Source organism: Natronococcus pandeyae (assembly GCF_008122205.1).
Taxonomy (GTDB): domain Archaea; phylum Halobacteriota; class Halobacteria; order Halobacteriales; family Natrialbaceae; genus Natronococcus; species Natronococcus pandeyae.
In genome coordinates, this window is record NZ_PHNJ01000004.1 from 183205 (window position 1) to 201849 (window position 18645).

The 18645-nt window shown below is 63.6% G+C and carries 19 protein-coding genes and 1 tRNA gene; 13 read left to right on the plus strand and 7 right to left on the minus strand.

Features of this window, described 5'->3' with window-relative positions; translation table 11 throughout:
* Positions 1–6: 6 nt before the first annotated feature.
* From CV102_RS09790 to CV102_RS09805, 4 genes are all read right to left on the minus strand, one after another.
* Positions 7–474, minus strand: coding sequence for a DUF6691 family protein (locus CV102_RS09790; protein ID WP_148857814.1), 468 nt, complete (start codon positions 472–474; stop codon positions 7–9).
* A 157-nt stretch (positions 475–631) separates the two neighbouring features.
* A complete protein-coding gene (locus tag CV102_RS09795) occupies positions 632–1189 on the minus strand; it encodes a YeeE/YedE family protein (RefSeq protein ID WP_148857815.1) in 558 nt (185 codons plus the stop codon).
* Between the two features lie 101 nt (positions 1190–1290).
* Positions 1291–2088 carry a succinylglutamate desuccinylase/aspartoacylase domain-containing protein gene (locus tag CV102_RS09800; RefSeq protein ID WP_148857816.1) on the minus strand — a complete coding sequence of 266 codons (798 nt, stop codon included), beginning with the start codon at positions 2086–2088 and terminating at the stop codon, positions 1291–1293.
* Between the two features lie 132 nt (positions 2089–2220).
* Complete coding sequence (locus CV102_RS09805) at positions 2221–2715, minus strand: DUF309 domain-containing protein (protein WP_148857817.1); 495 nt, start codon at positions 2713–2715, stop codon at positions 2221–2223.
* Between the two features lie 533 nt (positions 2716–3248).
* On the opposite strand from CV102_RS09805, the gene CV102_RS09810 reads away from it, so the two are divergent.
* The 3 genes from CV102_RS09810 to CV102_RS09820 all read left to right on the plus strand — a co-directional run bounded on the left by CV102_RS09810 (position 3249) and on the right by CV102_RS09820 (position 5122).
* A tRNA-Leu gene (locus CV102_RS09810) sits at positions 3249–3331 on the plus strand.
* 190 nt (positions 3332–3521) lie between these two features.
* The gene (locus CV102_RS09815) at positions 3522–3701 is read left to right on the plus strand and encodes a hypothetical protein (protein WP_148857818.1); all 180 of its coding nucleotides are present in this window, start codon (positions 3522–3524) and stop codon (positions 3699–3701) included.
* Between the two features lie 434 nt (positions 3702–4135).
* On the plus strand, positions 4136–5122 hold the full coding sequence (locus CV102_RS09820; RefSeq protein WP_148857819.1) for a hypothetical protein: 987 nt from the start codon (positions 4136–4138) through the stop codon (positions 5120–5122).
* 30 nt (positions 5123–5152) lie between these two features.
* Here CV102_RS09820 and CV102_RS27210 read toward each other — a convergent pair whose 3' ends face one another.
* Positions 5153–5833: a site-specific integrase gene (locus CV102_RS27210; protein ID WP_148857820.1), complete on the minus strand. Its 681-nt coding sequence runs from the start codon at positions 5831–5833 to the stop codon at positions 5153–5155.
* 255 nt (positions 5834–6088) lie between these two features.
* On the opposite strand from CV102_RS27210, the gene CV102_RS09830 reads away from it, so the two are divergent.
* From CV102_RS09830 to CV102_RS09860, 7 genes are all read left to right on the plus strand, one after another.
* On the plus strand, positions 6089–6892 hold the full coding sequence (locus tag CV102_RS09830; protein ID WP_148857821.1) for an inositol monophosphatase family protein: 804 nt from the start codon (positions 6089–6091) through the stop codon (positions 6890–6892).
* A 76-nt stretch (positions 6893–6968) separates the two neighbouring features.
* A complete protein-coding gene (locus tag CV102_RS09835; RefSeq protein WP_148857822.1) occupies positions 6969–8096 on the plus strand; it encodes a DUF63 family protein in 1128 nt (375 codons plus the stop codon).
* A gap of 76 nt (positions 8097–8172) precedes the next feature.
* A complete protein-coding gene (locus CV102_RS09840; RefSeq protein ID WP_148857823.1) occupies positions 8173–8856 on the plus strand; it encodes a DUF2391 domain-containing protein in 684 nt (227 codons plus the stop codon).
* A 71-nt stretch (positions 8857–8927) separates the two neighbouring features.
* Complete coding sequence (locus CV102_RS09845; RefSeq protein WP_148857824.1) at positions 8928–9812, plus strand: NOP5/NOP56 family protein; 885 nt, start codon at positions 8928–8930, stop codon at positions 9810–9812.
* Complete coding sequence (locus tag CV102_RS09850; protein ID WP_148857825.1) at positions 9805–10449, plus strand: fibrillarin-like rRNA/tRNA 2'-O-methyltransferase; 645 nt, start codon at positions 9805–9807, stop codon at positions 10447–10449. The genes CV102_RS09845 and CV102_RS09850 overlap by 8 nt, the downstream gene beginning before the upstream one ends.
* Before the next feature lie 128 nt (positions 10450–10577).
* Positions 10578–11888, plus strand: a complete 1311-nt coding sequence (hcp, locus tag CV102_RS09855; RefSeq protein ID WP_148857826.1) for a hydroxylamine reductase — start codon at positions 10578–10580, stop codon at positions 11886–11888.
* 78 nt (positions 11889–11966) lie between these two features.
* Positions 11967–13049 (plus strand): glutamate--cysteine ligase, encoded by a 1083-nt coding sequence (locus CV102_RS09860; RefSeq protein ID WP_148857827.1) that lies wholly within the window; start codon positions 11967–11969, stop codon positions 13047–13049.
* Between the two features lie 67 nt (positions 13050–13116).
* Here the strand turns inward: CV102_RS09860 and CV102_RS09865 are convergent, their stop codons facing one another.
* Positions 13117–14091, minus strand: coding sequence for a Gfo/Idh/MocA family protein (locus CV102_RS09865; RefSeq protein WP_148857828.1), 975 nt, complete (start codon positions 14089–14091; stop codon positions 13117–13119).
* Positions 14092–14214: 123 nt separating this feature from the next.
* On the opposite strand from CV102_RS09865, the gene CV102_RS09870 reads away from it, so the two are divergent.
* Positions 14215–15408, plus strand: a complete 1194-nt coding sequence (locus CV102_RS09870; RefSeq protein ID WP_148857829.1) for an AGE family epimerase/isomerase — start codon at positions 14215–14217, stop codon at positions 15406–15408.
* Between the two features lie 59 nt (positions 15409–15467).
* Here CV102_RS09870 and CV102_RS09875 read toward each other — a convergent pair whose 3' ends face one another.
* Complete coding sequence (locus CV102_RS09875; protein WP_187432915.1) at positions 15468–16103, minus strand: DUF4013 domain-containing protein; 636 nt, start codon at positions 16101–16103, stop codon at positions 15468–15470.
* Between the two features lie 207 nt (positions 16104–16310).
* Between CV102_RS09875 and CV102_RS09880 the strand changes: the two genes are divergently transcribed.
* On the plus strand, positions 16311–17597 hold the full coding sequence (locus CV102_RS09880) for an ABC transporter substrate-binding protein (RefSeq protein ID WP_148857831.1): 1287 nt from the start codon (positions 16311–16313) through the stop codon (positions 17595–17597).
* A gap of 20 nt (positions 17598–17617) precedes the next feature.
* Positions 17618–18625, plus strand: a complete 1008-nt coding sequence (locus CV102_RS09885) for a carbohydrate ABC transporter permease (protein WP_148857832.1) — start codon at positions 17618–17620, stop codon at positions 18623–18625.
* Positions 18626–18645 lie beyond the last annotated feature (20 nt).

Sequence of the window (18645 nt, forward strand, 5' to 3'; positions counted from 1 at the left end):
TTGGGATCAGTCGGCGGTCGTCGCCGGAGCACTGCTGTCGGCGCGCGCCGAGCGCCAGAAGCCCTGCACGTAGGCTCCGACGAACATGCCGGCGATGCCGTAGAGGATGAAGATGTTACCGACGCCGAGGCTGGCGTAGGCCGCGCCGGGACAGATTCCCGAGAGTCCCCAGCCGACGCCGAAGATGCCGCCGCCGACGACGACATTTTTGTCGAGCGTCTTCAGCCGACGGCCGTAGACCGCGCCGGTCAGCGGTGCCTTACTTCGGAACTGCTTGACGCCGAAGAAAGTGATCCCCGTCACGACCGCTGCGCCGAGCATCACGAACAGCAGACCGAGATCCGAAAGCTGCAGGAAGTTCAGGACGACCTCCGGCTGAGCCATGTGGCTGAAGCCGAGTCCGAACCCGAAGATCAGCCCGCCGACGAAGACCAGCGGCATGAACAGCGGGTGTTGTTCGTGTTCGGCGCTCATCGCTCACACCTCCGGTACCGCCGGTGTTCGCGTCTCGCGGCTCGCGGTTCGCTTCGCTCACCGCTCACCGGTCCGAGAGTTTCGCGCTGCGCAAATCCCGCGGCTCGCTCCGCTCTCCGCTCGCTTCTCCGAGAGTCTCGCACGAGACTCTCGCTCATCACGGGCTCACCCCCAGGGCCTGCACCAACTGTGCCACTCCGATCGCGATCAGCAGGAAGGTCGCGACGCCGACGAACGACGCGCTCGAGGCGGAGCCGACGCCACAGACGCCGTGGCCGGAGGTACAGCCCTTCCCGAGGCGGGTCCCGATCCCGATGAGGATGCCGCCGAGGAACAGCCGCCAGGGCTGGACGTCCGTCAGCCAGATCGTGAAGCCGCCGACATCCCGGAGCTCTCCCGTAGTCGCGGGCTGGTGGAGCGAACTCCCGACGAGTCCGCTCTGGAACGTGGCGGCGTAGATCGCCGCTCCGGCGACGATTCCGAACGTGAAGACGACGCGCCAGTCTCGAGAGGGCCGATACTGCTGGAACCGCGAGAGGCTCGAGCCGTAGGAGAGCGTCGACTCGAGGAACGTGCTCGCCCCGGCCGGAATCCCGGTGCCGAGATAGATCACGGCAGTTCCGACGCCGACCAGCAGCCCACCGATCGCGTAGTGGCTGATCCCGTTCGGGAACAGCTCCGCGAGGAGGGCGACGAAGAGTGCTGTTGCTGTCATCATTCCGGAGAATGGGGTGTCGGCGTATCAATCCTCCGTCGCGGGGAACACTGTCCGTTTTCTCCGACGGCATCCGTGCTGGTGGCACGAACTGACGACCGTCAGTCCGCCGTACTCGAGTCGGTGAGGACGTCGAGCTTCTCTGCGGCGTAGCCGAAGACGTCCTGATAGCCGTTCGAGGACATGAGAACGGGGTAGAACGGCTCGTTCGCGACCTGTTTCTGGCCGTCGGCCGCGGCGAACGCGTCGCCGGGATCGACCTCCGTGAAGTTCTCGACGAAGACCTCGTAGGTGTCGGCCCGATCCTTGTGGATACACTCGACGAGCCGGTAGACCGGCAGATCGCGGCCGACCGTATCGCCCGGAAGCGCGCCGACGGCAGTCAGAAAGGCTCGAGTGAGTCGATCCGCGTTCTGTGCGGCGGTCTCCGATCCCTGGAGGCCACACTCGACCTCGATGGTCTGGATCTCGGAGAAGAGCCGTCCTTCCGCGAAGTTACTCGTCTCGACCATCGCCTGGACGGGAAGCTGTGGACAGATCTCCTTTGCCGTCTCTGTCACCTCGTTGACGATGGCAAACGGTTCTGCGTGGCTCTGCGTGGAGTGCATCGAGAACGAGAGACAGCCCTCGAGTTCCTCGACGAGCCGGTCGGCGAGTCGTCCTTCGTGGGTCTTCGCGTTCGGAGCGCCGGGGAACGCTCGGTTGAGATCCTCGTCGACGAACCGCACCTGTCGCTCGAGTGCCTCCTCGTTCACGACGACGAGTTTCACGGGGCGTTCGACGGTCGGGTTCTCGTCGAGAAGCCGCTCGATAGCGCGAACGCCGCAGGGTTCGTCTCCGTGAATCCCTCCGACAACTGCGATTTCCGGCGTTCCCGACCCGAGCTGTGCAACTTTCATTACCAAATATACGAACTTCGGCCTCAAATGCGATTCGGTCCAGAATACCAGTTACTGAAACGACGACGAACGGGTTCGGCCACCGCGGGAGAACGGAGATGAGACGCGGCACGCGACGCGTAGGCGTTCGTCCTACTCGAGCGACTCGACGAACTCGTACTCTATCGGGCGCGCGGTCGGCCGGTCGTCGTCGAGTGGAATCTGCCAGTCGTCGATCCGCGACGGGTCCTCGAGGGCGTTCGCCAACGTCGTCCGGACCTCGATCACGTCGACGCCGTAGTAGTCACTCGGCACGTTCTCCAGGTACTGTAGTGCCGTCTCGAAGAGACTCCGCATTCCGCCGTCGTCCTCGAAATCGGTCCGTTTGTACGCGCCGGCGGCGACCTGGACCATCCCGTGGAGAAACGCGCTCTCGGTCGTGCCGCGGCCGTAGTTGTACCACTCGGCCTCGAAGCAGTCGTGAGACTCGTGGAACGCGCCGTCGTTGAACAGGCGAACGCCGTGGACGACGGCGCGTCGAAGCGTCCCGTGCTCCCAGCCGTTGGACTCGACGCGGTCGGGATCCCAGCCGGTCGGATTACCCGCAATCGGCGGCGCAACGCTGTGATCTCTCGTGTGGTCGGTCATCGGTGATCGGTGGTGGATCGGACGGCGCGTGTGGACGATACGACTCGCATCTCACTGTTAGTTCCGTTCTCGAGCGTAGGGTGACTTTCGCTCGTCGCCTCGGAGCGCAGTACGACATATAGGAAGTTAGAGTATTACTCCGGTTGCTACCTATAGAGCCAAGTGGGCTCGCCGTTCGGAACTGCCCGATATGGTGGCGAAAACTCGTCTTCTTCCACCTGGCGGACGAACTGAGAGAGCGTCCCGCAGCCTGAGTACACAGTCACGAAAAATAATATATCATAAGAAAAGTATTTATCTATACCGTGAATGTATTCGACTAGATGAAATATCCATACGGGGCGTGCCAGGGCTGTGGTGAGCGACTCTTTGGACACGTCGACGGCGGGTACGTGTGCCACAACTGCGAAACGCGGTATCACTCCGAACCGGTTAGCGATAGTTTCTCGAGCGGGCAGGAACTCGAATTACCCCCACAGGCGTAAGCCAAACCGTAGACTATTCATACGGTTCTCTCGAACGATCACATGCGTGCGAGGGTAGCCAAGCGGCCAACGGCGGCGGACTCAAGATCCGCTCTCGTAGGAGTTCGTGGGTTCGATTCCCTCCCCTCGCACTGGCAATCAGTGCGGCAAGAGAGCACCTCTTGCCCTCGCAAACTTCTGCGCGCCGATGATCACTGTCCGTGGAGACGTATCCACGACGTCCGCGTCGATTCAATATAATACGCAAACCACTGTACAGCGGCGACTTTGGAAGTGGACTAACGTCCGACTCGGTTGGATGTACTCTCGGAAGGTCCCACCATGACCGAGTTTGGCTTCCAGCTCATCCCCAAGGCCACTGAAGACTATCTCAACGACAAGCGTCGAGTCATCTACGAGACCTACCGACGGGACTTCGCAGAGTGGCTGAGCATCTTCGGAAAGAATCCTGATCGAGTAGACGGCTATGCCGAGGACACCGTCAAACGAACCATGTATTAGATCGGTGTCTTCGAGCGATTCATCTGGGACCGAGAAGGCTTCACGACGATCGTCACCCACGATCACGCCGACGATTGCATAATGCACTTGGCGAAGAGCGACGAGTACAGCGGGCGCGGTCTTGGGCTCCGAACCCTACGAATTCCGTTCTGGTGTCGAGTGGAGACCCTAAATCTACCCTGTCTATATTGCGTAGGGGTAGGAGTCACGCAAACCGATTAAGGTAGAGACGCTGTACCGCCGGTCTGTAGGTGTCTGGGAAGGGGGTGTAAAAAATTCGCCTGTGATATTTGAGATAACTCCCCTTCTTTTTCGCCGGAACGTGTTTCCCTCTCTGAAACCTCTGAACAATCGATAGCGAGACGATTCCTCCATCTATTCGAAGCATAGATTCTTGTTTCTTCAGTTATAACAACTAAACAGACTTTCAGTATATGGGGACAGAAGAGCAGTCGATAGGCCGACGTCATTTCATGCGTTCTGTAGGCGCAGCACCCGTTGCAGCAGTCGGGTCTGCGTCAACCGCCGAAGCCTCTTCCCAGGATTCTATAGCTGAGATCTACTTCGACAGTTTTCGTAAAGTGGACCGAACGGACCGCAAGCAGGTTATCGCTGAATGTGCTGACGCACTCTGTGTCGAGGAGAGAGTGTCCGACGAAACGACAGACGAGATCGTTACTGAGGTCGATCGGATAAACCACCACATCCGGCGAGTCCAATTTGGGATTCGTATTCTTAACGAGCACAACATCACGACTGCAATTACCGAATCTCAGGTTCAGGAAATAGGAAACGAAGTAGACAGACTAACCAGGTTCACACCGCTCGTCGGGAGCCTCAATAACCTCCAAGCGGGAGCATGCGCAATCGAAGACGATCCGGATTCAGACGACATCGAGAGTTTTCTCTATGCCACCTTAGCGTTCGGATTAGAAGTCGCACTCTGGCAATCCACTGCCCCTTATCAGATGGCGTGGAACGGCACGCGATTCGTATCGAACCGCACGTTTCTCCGGTATGCCAATCACGGGTGCAACGGCTGTATCGCTCTCGCGATGAGCGAGCTTCATTGGGCACTCCGTGCCGTGCCGTATGGTTTGGCTTCGGAAGATAGAGTCGAATTCGTCGTTGGTGAACTCGAACATCTCCGGGCTACTGCCAACGACCTCGAGTACGATGTTGAGATTAATATTGACCCAGAGACTTTCTACGAATCGGTAGGCGATTTCAATAAATCTACAGAGGTATACAATCGCTCAGCAGAATTTATCAATGGGTCCACAGAACCAGCCAACGAATCCGTAGATGCTCCGATGGGGGGAGCCGCAGTCCCGGCACAGAGCAATTCAACCGGCTTCTCGGCAGGATATCTGATTCCTGTAGTATTATTTATAATCGTCCTGCTATGGGGGAATTCCTAATACTAAACGACGACAACCTACTGATCGAATTTAATCTGAGTGGGTTTCTTTTAGCGCCTTTGCTGTTGGGCCGCCAGAGAGCCGAATATACTTTTGCGCAGACTGGATGTTCGACCACCCAAAGAGGGATTGGAGTGCCGGTGCTGGTAATCCACGATATGCGTGCCAGCTCGCCGCAGTCGCCCTTAGCGAATGTGGATAGCAGCACTCAGACGGGAAACCAGCAGCCTCGAGGACCCGATCGACACGCCGATTGACGGATGCACGCGAGTGTGGGTATCGGTCACGATCAGCGAAGAATTTCTCTATAACAGACTCGACAAACAGATCGAAGTCGAACGGGACTATTCTCGCCGAATTCTCGCATTTGGGCTCCCAGCAATTATTGAGCGCTTCTTCGAGTGTTTCGTACGTTCCATTTTCAACAGCGAGTTGTGCTTGGCTCCTACAGTACCCGCAAACCGATCCGTTATTACCGTGATCGCACGGATCGAACCGCGGAATGTGGATCTGCTTCGTATTCCAATCAACCCACCCCTCGCGAAGGTGTACGATTTCGCCTGCACGCAGCCCAAGCCGACCCGCTGCAACGAGAATAAAAAGACACTCGGCGTCGTATGGCTTCTCGAGTTCGTCAGTCGCTTTCACGAGTTGGTCAAACTCGGATTCAGAGACGGCGTCTTGGTGGCTGTGTCTGACCATACCCATCATGGGCCTCAACAATAATTAAAATGTATCTCTGATAGACCTTCATAAATATAGAAATAAAACTAATCTGTCAATATCGATTCGATTCCCTCCCCTCGCACTGGCAACCAGTGCGGCAAGAGAGCACCTCTTGCCCTTGCAAACTTCTCCGAAACGACGACTCTCGAGCCACGGCGCCGAACTCGTGCGATCGTCGACCTGGACGACGGTCATCACGAAACGTGATACCTTTTCACGCCGGCCCCCTCAGACTGGGCAATGAGTGATTCCGACGAGGCCGCTCGCCGAGCCGAGGTCGCCGCTCGTGCGGCCAGAGCGGGCGCAGCGATCGCCGGCGACGCGTTTCGCACGACGCTCGAGGTCGAACAGAAAGACGGCAAGACCGACGTCGTCACGCAGGCGGATCGCGACGCCCAGGTGGCCGTGATCGACGTCGTCCGAGAGGAGTTTCCGGACGACCCCATCGTCGGCGAAGAAGAGGACGAACTGAAGGAGGTCCCGGACTCGGGTCCGGCGTGGATCGTCGATCCGATCGACGGCACGAACAACTTCGTCAGGGGGATCCGCTCGTTCGGGACCGCCGTCGCGGCGGTCGTCGACGGCGAACCGGTCGGCGCCGCGACGATCTGCCCGGCCCTCTCGGACAGCTACCTGAGCGGTCCCGACGGCGTCGTCCGGAACGACGAGCCGATCTCGGTCAGCGACTGCGACGATCCCGAGGCGGCGACCGTCTCGCCGACGATCTGGTGGGACTTCGACCACCGCGACCAGTACGCCGCTGCGAACCGAGAGATCGTCACCCGCTTCGGCGACATGCGCCGGTTTGGCTGCGCCCAGCTCGGACTCGCGATGGTCGCCTCGGGAGCTCTCGAGGGGATCACGACGAACCTGCAGGCGAACCCGTGGGATACCGTCGCCGGCGTCCATCTCGTCCGGGAAGCCGGCGGGCGAGTCACGGATCTCGAGGGCGACCGCTGGCGCCACGACAGCACCGGACTGGTCGCCTCGAACGGCGAGATCCACGACGAACTGCTCGAGGCCGCTCGCAGGATCGACGCGTAAGGATCGACGTACAGGGCCGCATTTTCTCGGACTGAAAACCGGAAACGGTAAGCGGTCGCTCCAACGGATATCGGGTATGGACGAGTACATCGAACGGTACGGGGCCCAGCGAGTCTGGGCCGCAACCGTCGTGACTCTCGCTGTCGGCGTCGCAGCCCTGGCGCTGCTGTTTCCACAGCGGGTGTACGTCGATCTCATCTGGCAGTACTACTGGGGACCGGTCGTCGCCGACGCCCACGGCTGGAACTGCGTCGCGTGGGCTGGTGGCGCCGAGGTCCCGTGTGGCGACGCACCGGCTGACGCCGGACCGACCGCCGAACCAGGGTACACGTTCGTCTCCTACGCCGGCTACATCCCGACGCTGCTGTTGTTGTTGATCGGGATCGGGTTCATCATCGAGTGGCTCGAGATCGAGCGCTACCGCGCCGGCTTTTACGGCCTGTTCCCGTTCATGCTGTTCGGCGGAGCCCTGCGCGTCGTCGAGGACGCGAACGTCGCGGCCTACCGCGAAACCGGCGAACTGGCGATCCAGCTCCCGTGGTCGGGCTTCCTCATCAGCCCGCTGATCTACTTCACGGTCTTCCTGATCGCCCTCGCCGCGGTCGTATCGTCCGTCTGGCTCGACAGAAACGACTACGTCTCGGGATACGAGTATCCGCTGTTCGGCATCGGGACCGCCGCACTGACGATCACGGTCGGCTATCTCGGCTACCTCGCGTACGCGGAGCCGTACGCGTCGTTCTACGGGAGCCTGCTGGCGACGACGCTCGTCGGCGCGACGATCGCGACCGCGGTCACCTGGTTCGCGATCGAGAAACTGGCTCCGGAGATCAACAGTGGCACCCGGTTCATGGGGGCCGTCGTCATCTGGGCCCACGCCGTCGACGGGGTCGCGAACGTCATCGGCCTCGACTGGGCGACCGTCTTCGGTCTCCCGCGTAACCTCGTCCCGAAACATCCGATCAACGCCGCAATCGTCGACTACACCGGCGCGCTTCTCCCCGAGAGCATCGTCAGCGTTACCGGCGCCGCCTGGCCGTTCCTGTTCGTGAAACTCGGCGCCGCGGTCGTCGTGATCGCGCTCTTCAACGACGAGATATTCGACGAGAGCCCCCGGTTCGCCTACCTGCTCATGATCGCCGTCGTCGCCGTCGGCCTCGGACCGGGCACCCGCGACATGCTGCGGGCCACCTTCGGGGTCTGAACCGACCGCGCCGCCCCCTCTTCTCCTCGAGCGCAGTCGACGTGTTTTTCCCGTCGGTCGCGGATATCGTTGCTGGATGTCCAGTACGAACTCGCGAACCGAGAACGACGACCCACCTCTCGAGTGGGACGACCGTCCGTCCGACCCCGACGTCGATCACTTGCTCGAGCACCTCGAGGAACTCGAGGGACTCGTCGACGATCCGGCCGAGCGCGAGCAGGTTCAGAAGACGATGCACGTGGCTCGTCGCATCCCTGGCCTGGACGCTGTCGAAAACGGGATCAGAAAGTACACCGCCCGCGATATGGCGGAAGCGTTCGTGGGAAGCATCCTTCTCGCACTTCCGCTGCTCGTCGAGGACGGCGTCTTCGAGATCGCCGAGCACTTCGTGGCGTTCACCGTCTCGGGGGTGCCGATCTTTCTGCTCTCGAACATCTTCTTTATCCTTCTGCTTACGACCAGCCTGATTTACTGGACCGATATTCGGAAGGTGGGCGTGACGAAACCGCTGTTCGGCTTCGTTCCCCGGCGGTTGGTCGGCGTACTGGGGATCTCGTTTCTCACCGCGGCCGGACTGATGGTCATGTGGGGCCGGATCTTCGAGGAGGGGCCGACGACCGCGGAGGCGTTCGCGCGAATCACGGTCATCTGGACGGCCGGCGCCTTCGGCGCCGCGCTCGGGGACATTCTGCCGGGTGAAAGCGAGGGCCACGACGTCACGATCGACAACCTCGACGACATCGTCAGCCCGGATCGGTAGCCGACCCGCGCGCCCGCTGGTTCGCCACCGGATCGGGAACGACTTACGGCCGCGAGATGCAAGAGCAACGTATGACAGAGGATTCAGCCGCGGACACGGGCTGGTTCGCGGGACTCGAGCCCGACGATCTCAAGGCCGGCGCTACCGCGATCGCCGAGGGGACGGCTTCGGAGCCGGCGGACTGGCCGAGCCGTGCGCTCGAGGCGGGATTCGCGAGCGACGAGGACGAGTACTACGATCGGCTTCACGAGGCGACGACGGCCGCGACTCGCGCCGCCGTCGAACGGCGAGAACGGGCCGACGACCGCCAGCTCGTCCACGCGATCCGGGCGATGGACGACTGTCATCGGACGGCGAACGAACTCGCCGAGCGGCTGGCCGAGTGGGGCGGCACGATCGATCCCGAGGCGGGAACCGGCGTCGCCTACGCTCGAGAGCTGGTAACCGAGACCGATCGCGAGGTCGATCACCCTCGCGTCCGCTCGCTGGCCGAGCGCGTCGTCTCGCTCGCCGAGGAGGCCGAGGAACTCCGGGAGTACGTCGAACGGGAGACGCCGACCGTCGCGCCGAACCTCGCCGCCCTCGCCGGACCGGTGCTCGGGGCCAGACTGATCTCGCTTGCGGGCGGTCTCGAGAACCTGGCGAAGAAGCCGAGCGGCACGGTCCAGGTGCTGGGCGCCGAAGACGCTCTGTTCGCCCACCTGCGGGGACACGCCCCCTCGCCGAAGCACGGCATCATCTACACGCACGACGCGGTGCGCGGAACCCACCCCGAGAACCGGGGGTCGGCGGCTCGCGCACTCGCTGGCAAGCTTTCTATCGGGGCTCGCGTCGATCACTATTCGGGCGAGCGCAAGCCCGAACTCGAGGCCGAACTGACCGAGCGCATCGAGACGATCCAGTCCCGGACGGTCGACGACGACGCCGACGAGACCGGGGGTGACGCCGATGAGTGACCGAGAACTGCCCGCCGGCGTCGAACGCCGCGAGTTCGACGGAACGACCCGCCTCGCGACGCGCGGAGAGTCGGTGTACGGCGAACCGACCGAGGGGGAGTGGCGCGCCTGGAACCCCACCCGGTCGAAGCTCGGTGCGATGCTCGACCTCGAGATGGATACCGGACTCGAGGGCGGCGACGAGGAGACCGTACTCTACCTCGGCGCCGCCAGCGGGACGACGGTGAGCCACGTCGCCGACTTCGCCGGCCCGACCTACGCCGTCGAGTTCGCGGCCCGTCCCGTGCGGGACCTGCTCGAGGCGGTCGACACCCGACCGCGGCTCTTCCCGCTGCTCAAGGACGCGCGAAAGCCGGAAACCTACGCCCACGTCGTCGAGTCCGACGTCGACGTGATCGTCCAGGACGTCGCGACCCGCGGACAGGCCCGCGTCGCCCTCGAGAACCGGCGCTTCCTCGCCGAGGACGGCCGACTCCTGCTCGCCGTCAAGGCCAGGAGCGAGGACGTGACGCGCGATCCGAACGACGTGTTCGACGACGTTCGCGAGGAGTTGGCGGAGGGGTACGAGTTGCTCGAGACGCAACGCCTCGACGAGTACCACACGGACCACCTTGGGATCGTCGCGCGGCCGCGCTAACGACTGTTCATCCGAGGACGTTCGGCTCGTCGCGGTCGTATAAACTATGGAGCGAACGTCTTTGGACCAATTACGACGCCGTGGGAATTGCTGTGGCCCTTATTCTGCTGTCGGTTCGAGTGACGAACATGGATTGCAACCAGTGTGAGCAGACTCCCGACGGCGGCTGTACGGTCCGCGGCGTCTGCGGCAAGGAACCCGAGATCAACGGGCTCCAGGAACTCGTTGTCTACGGGCTCAAGGGCATCTCGGCGTACGCGACCCACGCTCGAGACATGGGCTACCGCGACCCCGAGGTCGACGCCGTCGTCCACGAGGCGCTGTACTCGACGCTGACGAACGTCAACTTCAGCGTCGAGGATCACGTCGACCTCGCGATGCGAGCCGGCGGGGCGGCCGTCGACGTGATGGAACTGCTCGACGAGGCGCACACGACCGAACTCGGCGTCCCCGAGCCAACCGAGGTGCCGCAAAACGAGGTCGACGGGAAGGCGATCCTGGTCACGGGCCACGATCTCTACGGGCTGAAAGAACTGCTCGAGCAGACCGAAGACGAGCCGATCTCCGTCTACACCCACTCGGAGATGCTCCCCGCCCACGGCTACCCCGAACTCGCGAAATTCGACCACCTCGAGGGGAACGTCGGCGGCGCGTGGCACGACCAGCGCCTCCTCTTCGCGGAGTTCCCGGGCGCGATCGTCGGCACGACGAACTGCGTCCAGCCACCGAAAGACGAGTACCGCGACCGCTTCTTCACGACGGGACTGACGGGCCTCGAGGGCGTCGACTCGATCGACGACTACGAGTTCGGCCCGGTGATCGAGAAGGCGAAGGCGCTGCCGGCGGCCGACTGGGCGAGCGACGAGACCGTCACGACCGGCTTCCACCACGAGCCCGTACTCGACCAACTCGACGAAATCGTCGACGCGGTCGAGTCCGGCAAACTCCGGCGCTTCTTCGTCGTCGCGGGCTGTGACGGCCCCACGCCGGGACGGGATTACTACCGCGAACTGGTCCGCCAGATTCCCGAGGACTGCGTCGTCCTCACGACCTCGTGTGGCAAGTTCCGGTTCAACGACCTCGAGATGGGGACGGTTCCCGGCACCGAGATCCCGCGGTACATCGACCTGGGGCAGTGTAACAACTCGATTTCGACGGTGAAGATCGCGGCCGAACTCGCCGACGCGTTCGACTGCGGCGTCAACGACCTGCCGCTCTCCGTCGTGCTCTCGTGGTTCGAGCAGAAGGCGATCGCCGTCCTGCTCGGCCTGCTCAACCTCGGCGTCGAGGACATCCGGATCGGTCCGACGGTGCCGGAGTTCCTCACCGCCGAGAACGTCGACCTGCTCCACGAGGAGTTCGGCTTGCGGCCGATCGACGAGCCCGAGCGCGACCTGCGGGCGATGCTCGGGGCTGAACAGCCGGCTGCGGCCGACTGAGTCCGGTTTCGGCGACGAAGCCGGCGGCTCGAGCCGACTCCAAACCGTATTTACTACCGGGGCCGAAACGGAGAACCGATGGAACGCGGGTCGCCGGAATCGTTCACGCGCATGGGCACACTGGGGATCGAGGAGGAGTTCTACGTCGTCGACGAGCGCGGCCGCCCGACGAGCGGCACCGACGAACTCGTCTACGAACACGAGCCGCCGGAGATCCTCGCGGATCGGCTCGATCACGAACTGTTCAAGTGCGTCATCGAGACCCAGACACCCCTGATCGAAACGCCCGGCGACGCCCGCGAGCGGTTGCTCGAGGTCCGCCGGGCCTTAGTCGAGTATGCCACCCGTCACGGCTACGACATCGCGGCGGCGGGCCTGCACCCGCTGGCGAAGTGGCGCGAACTCGAGCACGCCGAGAAGCCTCGCTACCGCTCCCAACTCGACCGGATCCAGTATCCACAGCACCGCAACACGACCGCCGGCGTCCACGTCCACGTCGGCGTCGACGACGCCGATAAGGCGGTCTGGATCGCCAACGAACTGCGCTGGTTCATGCCGGTCATGCTCGCACTGTCGGCAAATTCGCCCTACTGGAACGGGTTCGACACCGGGCTCCAGTCCGCGCGCGCGAAGATCTTCGAGGGGCTGCCGAACACGGGGATGCCGACCGCGTTCGAGGATTTCGACGCCTTCGATCGGTTCGAGCGACGGATGCTCGAGACGAAGGCGATCGAGGACCGCGGCGAACTCTGGTACGACGTGCGCCCGCACACGGCTCACGGCACGGTCGAACTCCGCACACCGGACGGACAGGCCGATCCCGACGTCGTAATGGCGTTCGTCGAGTACGCCCACGCGCTCGTCGAGACGCTCGCCGAGGAGTACGAGGACGGGACGCCAGGCCACCGACACCGGCGGGAGCTACTCGACGAAAACAAGTGGCGCGCGATCCGCCACGGTCGTGACGTCGCGTTTATCGACCGCGATCTCGAGGGCACCGTCGACCTCGGCGAACTCGTCGACCGCGAGTGCGAGCGACTGGGGATCGACGGCATCAAGCGCGTCTACGAGGGCGAGAGCGGTGCCGAGAGACAGCGCCGGCTGCTCGAGAGCGAGGGGCCCGACGCCCTCTGTGAGTCGCTGCTTCTCGAGGCGTCGTAGACTTTTCCGCCGACGTTCGACCCGTTCGCGAAGGTGCTGAACCGACGTCAGATCGAGCGAGCGGTACTCAGAGCTCCGTCGGCTCGCCGCGCTCGGCGCTCTCGGACAGCGCGTCGATCACTCGCATGTTCGCGATCGCTTCCTCGGCGTCGGTTCGCGGTCGAACGCCCTCCTCGACGCAGCGAGCGAAGTGCTCGACCTCCAGCCGGTAGTGGTCGACGGGATCGAAGGTCTCGACGGCGTGCCGACCGCCGATCCGGTACTCCAGTTCGAGTGGCTCCTCGAGCGGCGCGTCGAAGGCGTCCTCGACCTCGATCCAGCCGTTGGGTCCCTCGACGCGGTACCGCTGCACCTTCGGGGTGTCGAGGCCCGAAGCGATCCGGGCGGACGAGCCGTCGTCGTACTCGAGAATACCCGCGAGCTCCGTGTCGACGCCAGCGTTCCGCGAGTCGTGGGTGTGGGCGTACGCTCGGTCCGGCTCTCCGAGGAACTGGCGCGCAGCCGAAACGGCGTAGCAGCCCACGTCCATCAGCGATCCGCCGGCGAGGGCTTCGTCGAGGCGGACGTTCTCCGGATCGCCGTACAGCGCGAATTTGAACGAGGCGGAGACCGATCGAACGTCGTCCAGTCCCTCGCGTGCGAGTTCGATCGCGCGTTCGGTTCGAGGGTGGTAGCGGTACATGAACGCCTCCATGAGCGTCGCGTCTCGCTCCTCGCAGTACGCGGCGACGTCGCGAGCCTCGTCCGCGTCGACCGCCAGCGGCTTCTCGCAGAGGATATCTACGCCCGCGTCGGCCGCTCGTTTCGTCCACTCGGCGTGAAGCGCGTTCGGGACCGGGACGTAAACCGCGTCGAGTTGCGAATCGCCCAGGAGGTCGTCGTACGAATCGTAGCTTCGGGGGACGTCGAACTCGTCCGCGAGGGCCCGAGCCCGGTCGCCGTCCCGAGAAGCTATCGCGCCAACGTCGTGCTCGCTCGCTCGAATCGCAGGGAGCACCGACTTCCGGGCGATTCCTGCCGTGCTGAGAATGCCAAACTCCATACCGTGGCCACCGCTTCCGACCGGAAAAAGTCGGAGGATGTTCGACGCGCGCTGGCGCCGACCCCGGGGAGCCGTACTCGCCCACCCAGAATCACTATGTGATCGCACTCGGTACCGGTTCGCATGACGATCTACCGGACTCGAGCGGGACTTCGTCACCAGTTCCGAGACGTCCTGAACTTCTACTACCCGGACTGTATCGACACCGCCGTCGGCGGCTACGTCGCGCAACTCGACGAACGCGACGGCCACGTCTACGACGCGCGAACGAAACACCTCGTCGCGACGGCGCGGGGCGTCCACAACTTCAGCCTGGGCGTTCTCGCCGACGGCCCCGACTGGTGTCGGTACGCCGCCGAACACGGCCTGCGCTTTCTGTCGAACGAACACTGGGACGACGACCGCGAGGGGTACGACTGGCTGCTCGAGGGGCGTCAGACGAGAGACCGGACGCGACACTGCTACGGGCACGCGTTCGTCCTGCTCGCGGGAGCGCGGGCCACGCAGGCCGGGATTCCCGGTGGGCGTGCGGAACTCGAGCGCGCGTTCGACGTCCTCGAGGAACGCTTCTGGGAACCGGATCACGAACTGTACGCGGACCAGGCCACCCCGGACTGGGAGCTGTCAGCCTACCGCGGACAGAACGCCAACATGCACGCCTGCGAGGCCCTGCTCGCGGCGTACGAGGCCACCGGCGACGAGCGGTATCTCGAGCGATCCTATACCATCGCCGACCGATTCACCCGCGAGGTCACGGCGGCGACCGACGGCCTCCTCTGGGAACACTACACAGCGGAGTGGGAGCCGGATCTCTCCTACAACGAGGACAGCCCGCGCCACCAGTTCCGTCCGCCGGGATACCAGCCCGGCCACCACGCCGAGTGGGCGAAACTGCTCGCCGTACTCGCCGATCATCGATCGGAGGAGTGGCTGCTCGAGCGAGCCCGCGACCTGTTCGACGCGGCCGTCGAACTCGGCTGGGACGACGAGCACGGTGGGCTCTACTACACGGTCGACGCCGACGGGGAGCCGATCGTCGCCGACAAGTACGGCTGGGTCCACACGGAGGCCATCGGTGCCAGCGCGCTGCTGAGTCGCCACGACGAGAGCTACGGCTCGTGGTACGACCGGCTCTGGGAGTACTCGCTCGAGCACCTGCGCAATCCCCGGTACGGAAACTGGTACGAGCGACTGACTCGAGAGCACGAGCGCGACGGGCCGAATCACGGTCCGGCGGTCGAACCGGGCTACCACCCGCTGACGAACTGCTGGCTCGCGATGCGGGCGCTCGAGGCCGAGCCGACCGCCTTCGAGTAGAGTGTGTGCAAGAGTAAGCCGCTCTACATTCGGGTTTCGGTCGATTCGGTACCTGGCCGTTACCGCGTCGCGGCGGCGTAGCCTCGGCCGATTCGTCGCGCCGCGGCGACGGTCGCGTACGCACCGACGAACGAGCCAGCGACGAGCGCGAAACCGCCGAGGTCGACGAGCGCGCTCGAGACGGCGACTCCGAGCAACAGCAGAACGATTCCCGAGCACCAGCCGACGAAGTAGGCGGTGTGGCCCGCAACAGTTCCGAGACCAGAGAATCCGGCGCGAATCGATCCCGATCGGGCGTAGTTCGCGAGGGCGATGGGCAACAGGTAGACGGCCACCGCGAGGACGAACAGAACCGCCGTCGAACCGACGAGAACGACGATAGCGTCACCGCCGGTCGGTGCCCGGCCCGTGCCGAGAAGCAGCCGAACGGTCACCAGCGCGGTGGCGAGCGGAACGGCGAGGTAGCCGACTCCCAGCCCGATCGCCCCGACGCTTCGGGACAGGACGCGACGGTCGAGAAACGGCGGCGGATCCGATTGCGGCGCCGTCGCGAGCACCGACGCGGCGTAGCCGGCGAGGGGGACGAGGGCGACGAACGGAAGAACGATCGCGTGAACGAACACGCAGATCCATGCGGCCAGCAGCGCCTTCTCGGCGTGCTCGCCGCGCAGCGGATACCGCAGTGCGTCGTCCATACGGTCGTCTCGTGCGTACCTCGCATTGTGTCTTCCGGGAGCAGATTCCATCGCATCCGACGTCTCGAGACGCTGCGCGCTTCGCCAGGACCCGCGACACGGGCCAACGTGGTCGTTAGTTCATCGGTCGAGTGTATCAATAAATACTCAACATTGAGTAAAGATGCTTAACTTTATTATGGGCGGCTACTCAGCCTGTGGTAGATTATGGCAAATAGACGCTCAGCCACACGTCGACAGTATCTACTGGCGACCGGCGCAGCGGGAGCCGCGGCTCTCGCAGGGTGCGTGGACGACGAGGATCCCGAGGACGTCGAAGGGAACGGGGACGGCGACGGACTCGAGATCGTCCACTGGTGGACCGCAGGTGGGGAGGAAGAGGCGTTCAACGCGCTGGTCGATGGGTTCGAGGAGGAAACGGATTACGAGGCCAATCCCAACCCGGCTCCCGGTGGAGCTGGAACGGCGATCGACACCGAGGTTCAGACCCGCGTCCTGGACGAGGATCCGCCGGGAACGTTCCAGATCTGGCCCGGGGAGGCGCTTCGGACCTACACCGACGCCGACGCGCTCGAGCCCGTCGGCGACCACTGGGAGGACGGTGCCGAGGACGCCTACCTCGAGAGCGTCGTCGAGGCGTCCAGCCCGGAGGGTGAAATCGTCGCGGTACCGATCAACATCCACCGACTGAACAACATCTTCTACAACACCGAGGTGCTCGACGACGCGGGCGTCGACATCGACGGCATCGAGAGCCCCGAAGATCTCCTCGAAGCGTTCGAGACGGCCGACGATGCGGGCTACGTCGGGCTGGCCCAGCAGACCCAGGAGCCCTGGGGGACGCTCCAGCTCTGGGAGGTCGTCTTCACCGGACAGCACGGCGTCGATACGTTCCAGCAGTTCCTGGACGGAGAGGCGGCGGATCTCGAAGAGGAGATCAACGAGTCGCTGTCGCTCCTCGAGGAGTACAGCGAGTACTTCAACGAGGACGCGGGCACGGTCTCGTGGGACGAGGCCAACGCCGGCGTGATCACCGGCGACGCGGCGTTCCACCACAACGGCGACTGGGCGGCCGGCGAGTACCAGGGTGCCGAGGACTTCGAGTACGGCGAGGAGTGGGACTACGCGGCGTTCCCAGGAACTGACGGCGTCTACACGCTGGTGATGGACTCGTTCGTCATGCCGGCGAACAACCCCTCGCCCGAGGCGACCGAGGCGTTCGTCGAGTACTGTTCGACCGTCGACGCCCAGGAGCGATTCAACCCGCCCAAGGGGTCCATCCCGCCGCGGACCGACGTCCCGACGGACGAGTTCCCGCCGTTCCTGCAGGATCAGATGGAGGACTTCGAAGCGTCCGACGAGCAGGTTACGTCGGTCTCTCACGGCAGCGGACTCGAGCCCGCCCAGGCCAGCGAAGTCGAGGAAGCCTTCGCCGTGTTTACCGACAACTGGGACCCTGACGAGACGACGCAGGACCTCGTCGGAATCTTCTAGAGGACACGGGCAAACGTTTCATGGACTTTGACATACGGCGGTTACTCGACCGTATTCGCCGGAGACGTACCGATACGGAGCAAAACGGTGAGCGGAGCGTGCGGACGGACGGCGGAACGACGACGGAGCGGAGCGGTCGGTTTTCGAAGATGCGCCACAGCGACGCCGTTCAGGCGCTGCCGTTCTGGCTCCCGCCGGCGCTCCTGATGGGGCTGTTCGTCTACGGCGCGATCAGCTGGAACCTGCTCATCTCGCTGACCGACTGGAGCGGCCTCGAGCAGCCGGTGTACACGGATCTCTCGCTCGAGATGTACACGCAGATGCCGAACGATCCGTCGTTCGTCGCCGCGTTTCGGAACACGGTCGTCCTGTTGGTCGCGTTCACCGTGGTCTCGCTGCTCATCGGCCTCGTGCTCGCGATCCTGGTCGACCAGAACATCCGCTTCGAGAACACGTTCCGAACGATCTACCTGCTGCCGATGGCGTTGTCGTTCGTCGTCACGGCTATCTTCTGGTCGTGGATGTATAATCCGAGCACGGGGACGATCAACGTCGTCCTCAGCGGACTCGGCCTCGATTTCCTCACGATGAACTGGATCGGCGATCCCCGGACCAGACTCGCGGCGATCATCTTCGCGCTCACCTGGCAGTTCAGCGGCTACGCGATGGTCGTCTACCTGGCCGGACTGCGCGCGATTCCGGACGAACACTACGAGGCGGCAAAAGTCGACGGCGCGAGTTCGTTCAAGATGTACTGGCGGGTCATCGTCCCGCAACTCAGCACGGCGACGACGTCGGCAGCGGTCGTGCTGATGGTCTTCGCGCTGAAGGCTTTCGACTTCATCTTCGTGATGTTCGGGGACACTCCCGGTCGATCCGCGGACATTCTCGCGGTGATGATGTTCCGGGTGGCCTTCTCGCGGACCCAGTGGGCCTACGGCGCGGCGGTCGCGACCATCCTCTTCCTGATGGCGCTCGCCGTCGTCGGCCCGTACCTGTACATGCAGTACAAACGAGGTGATCTCTGAATGGAACGATCGATCGAGAC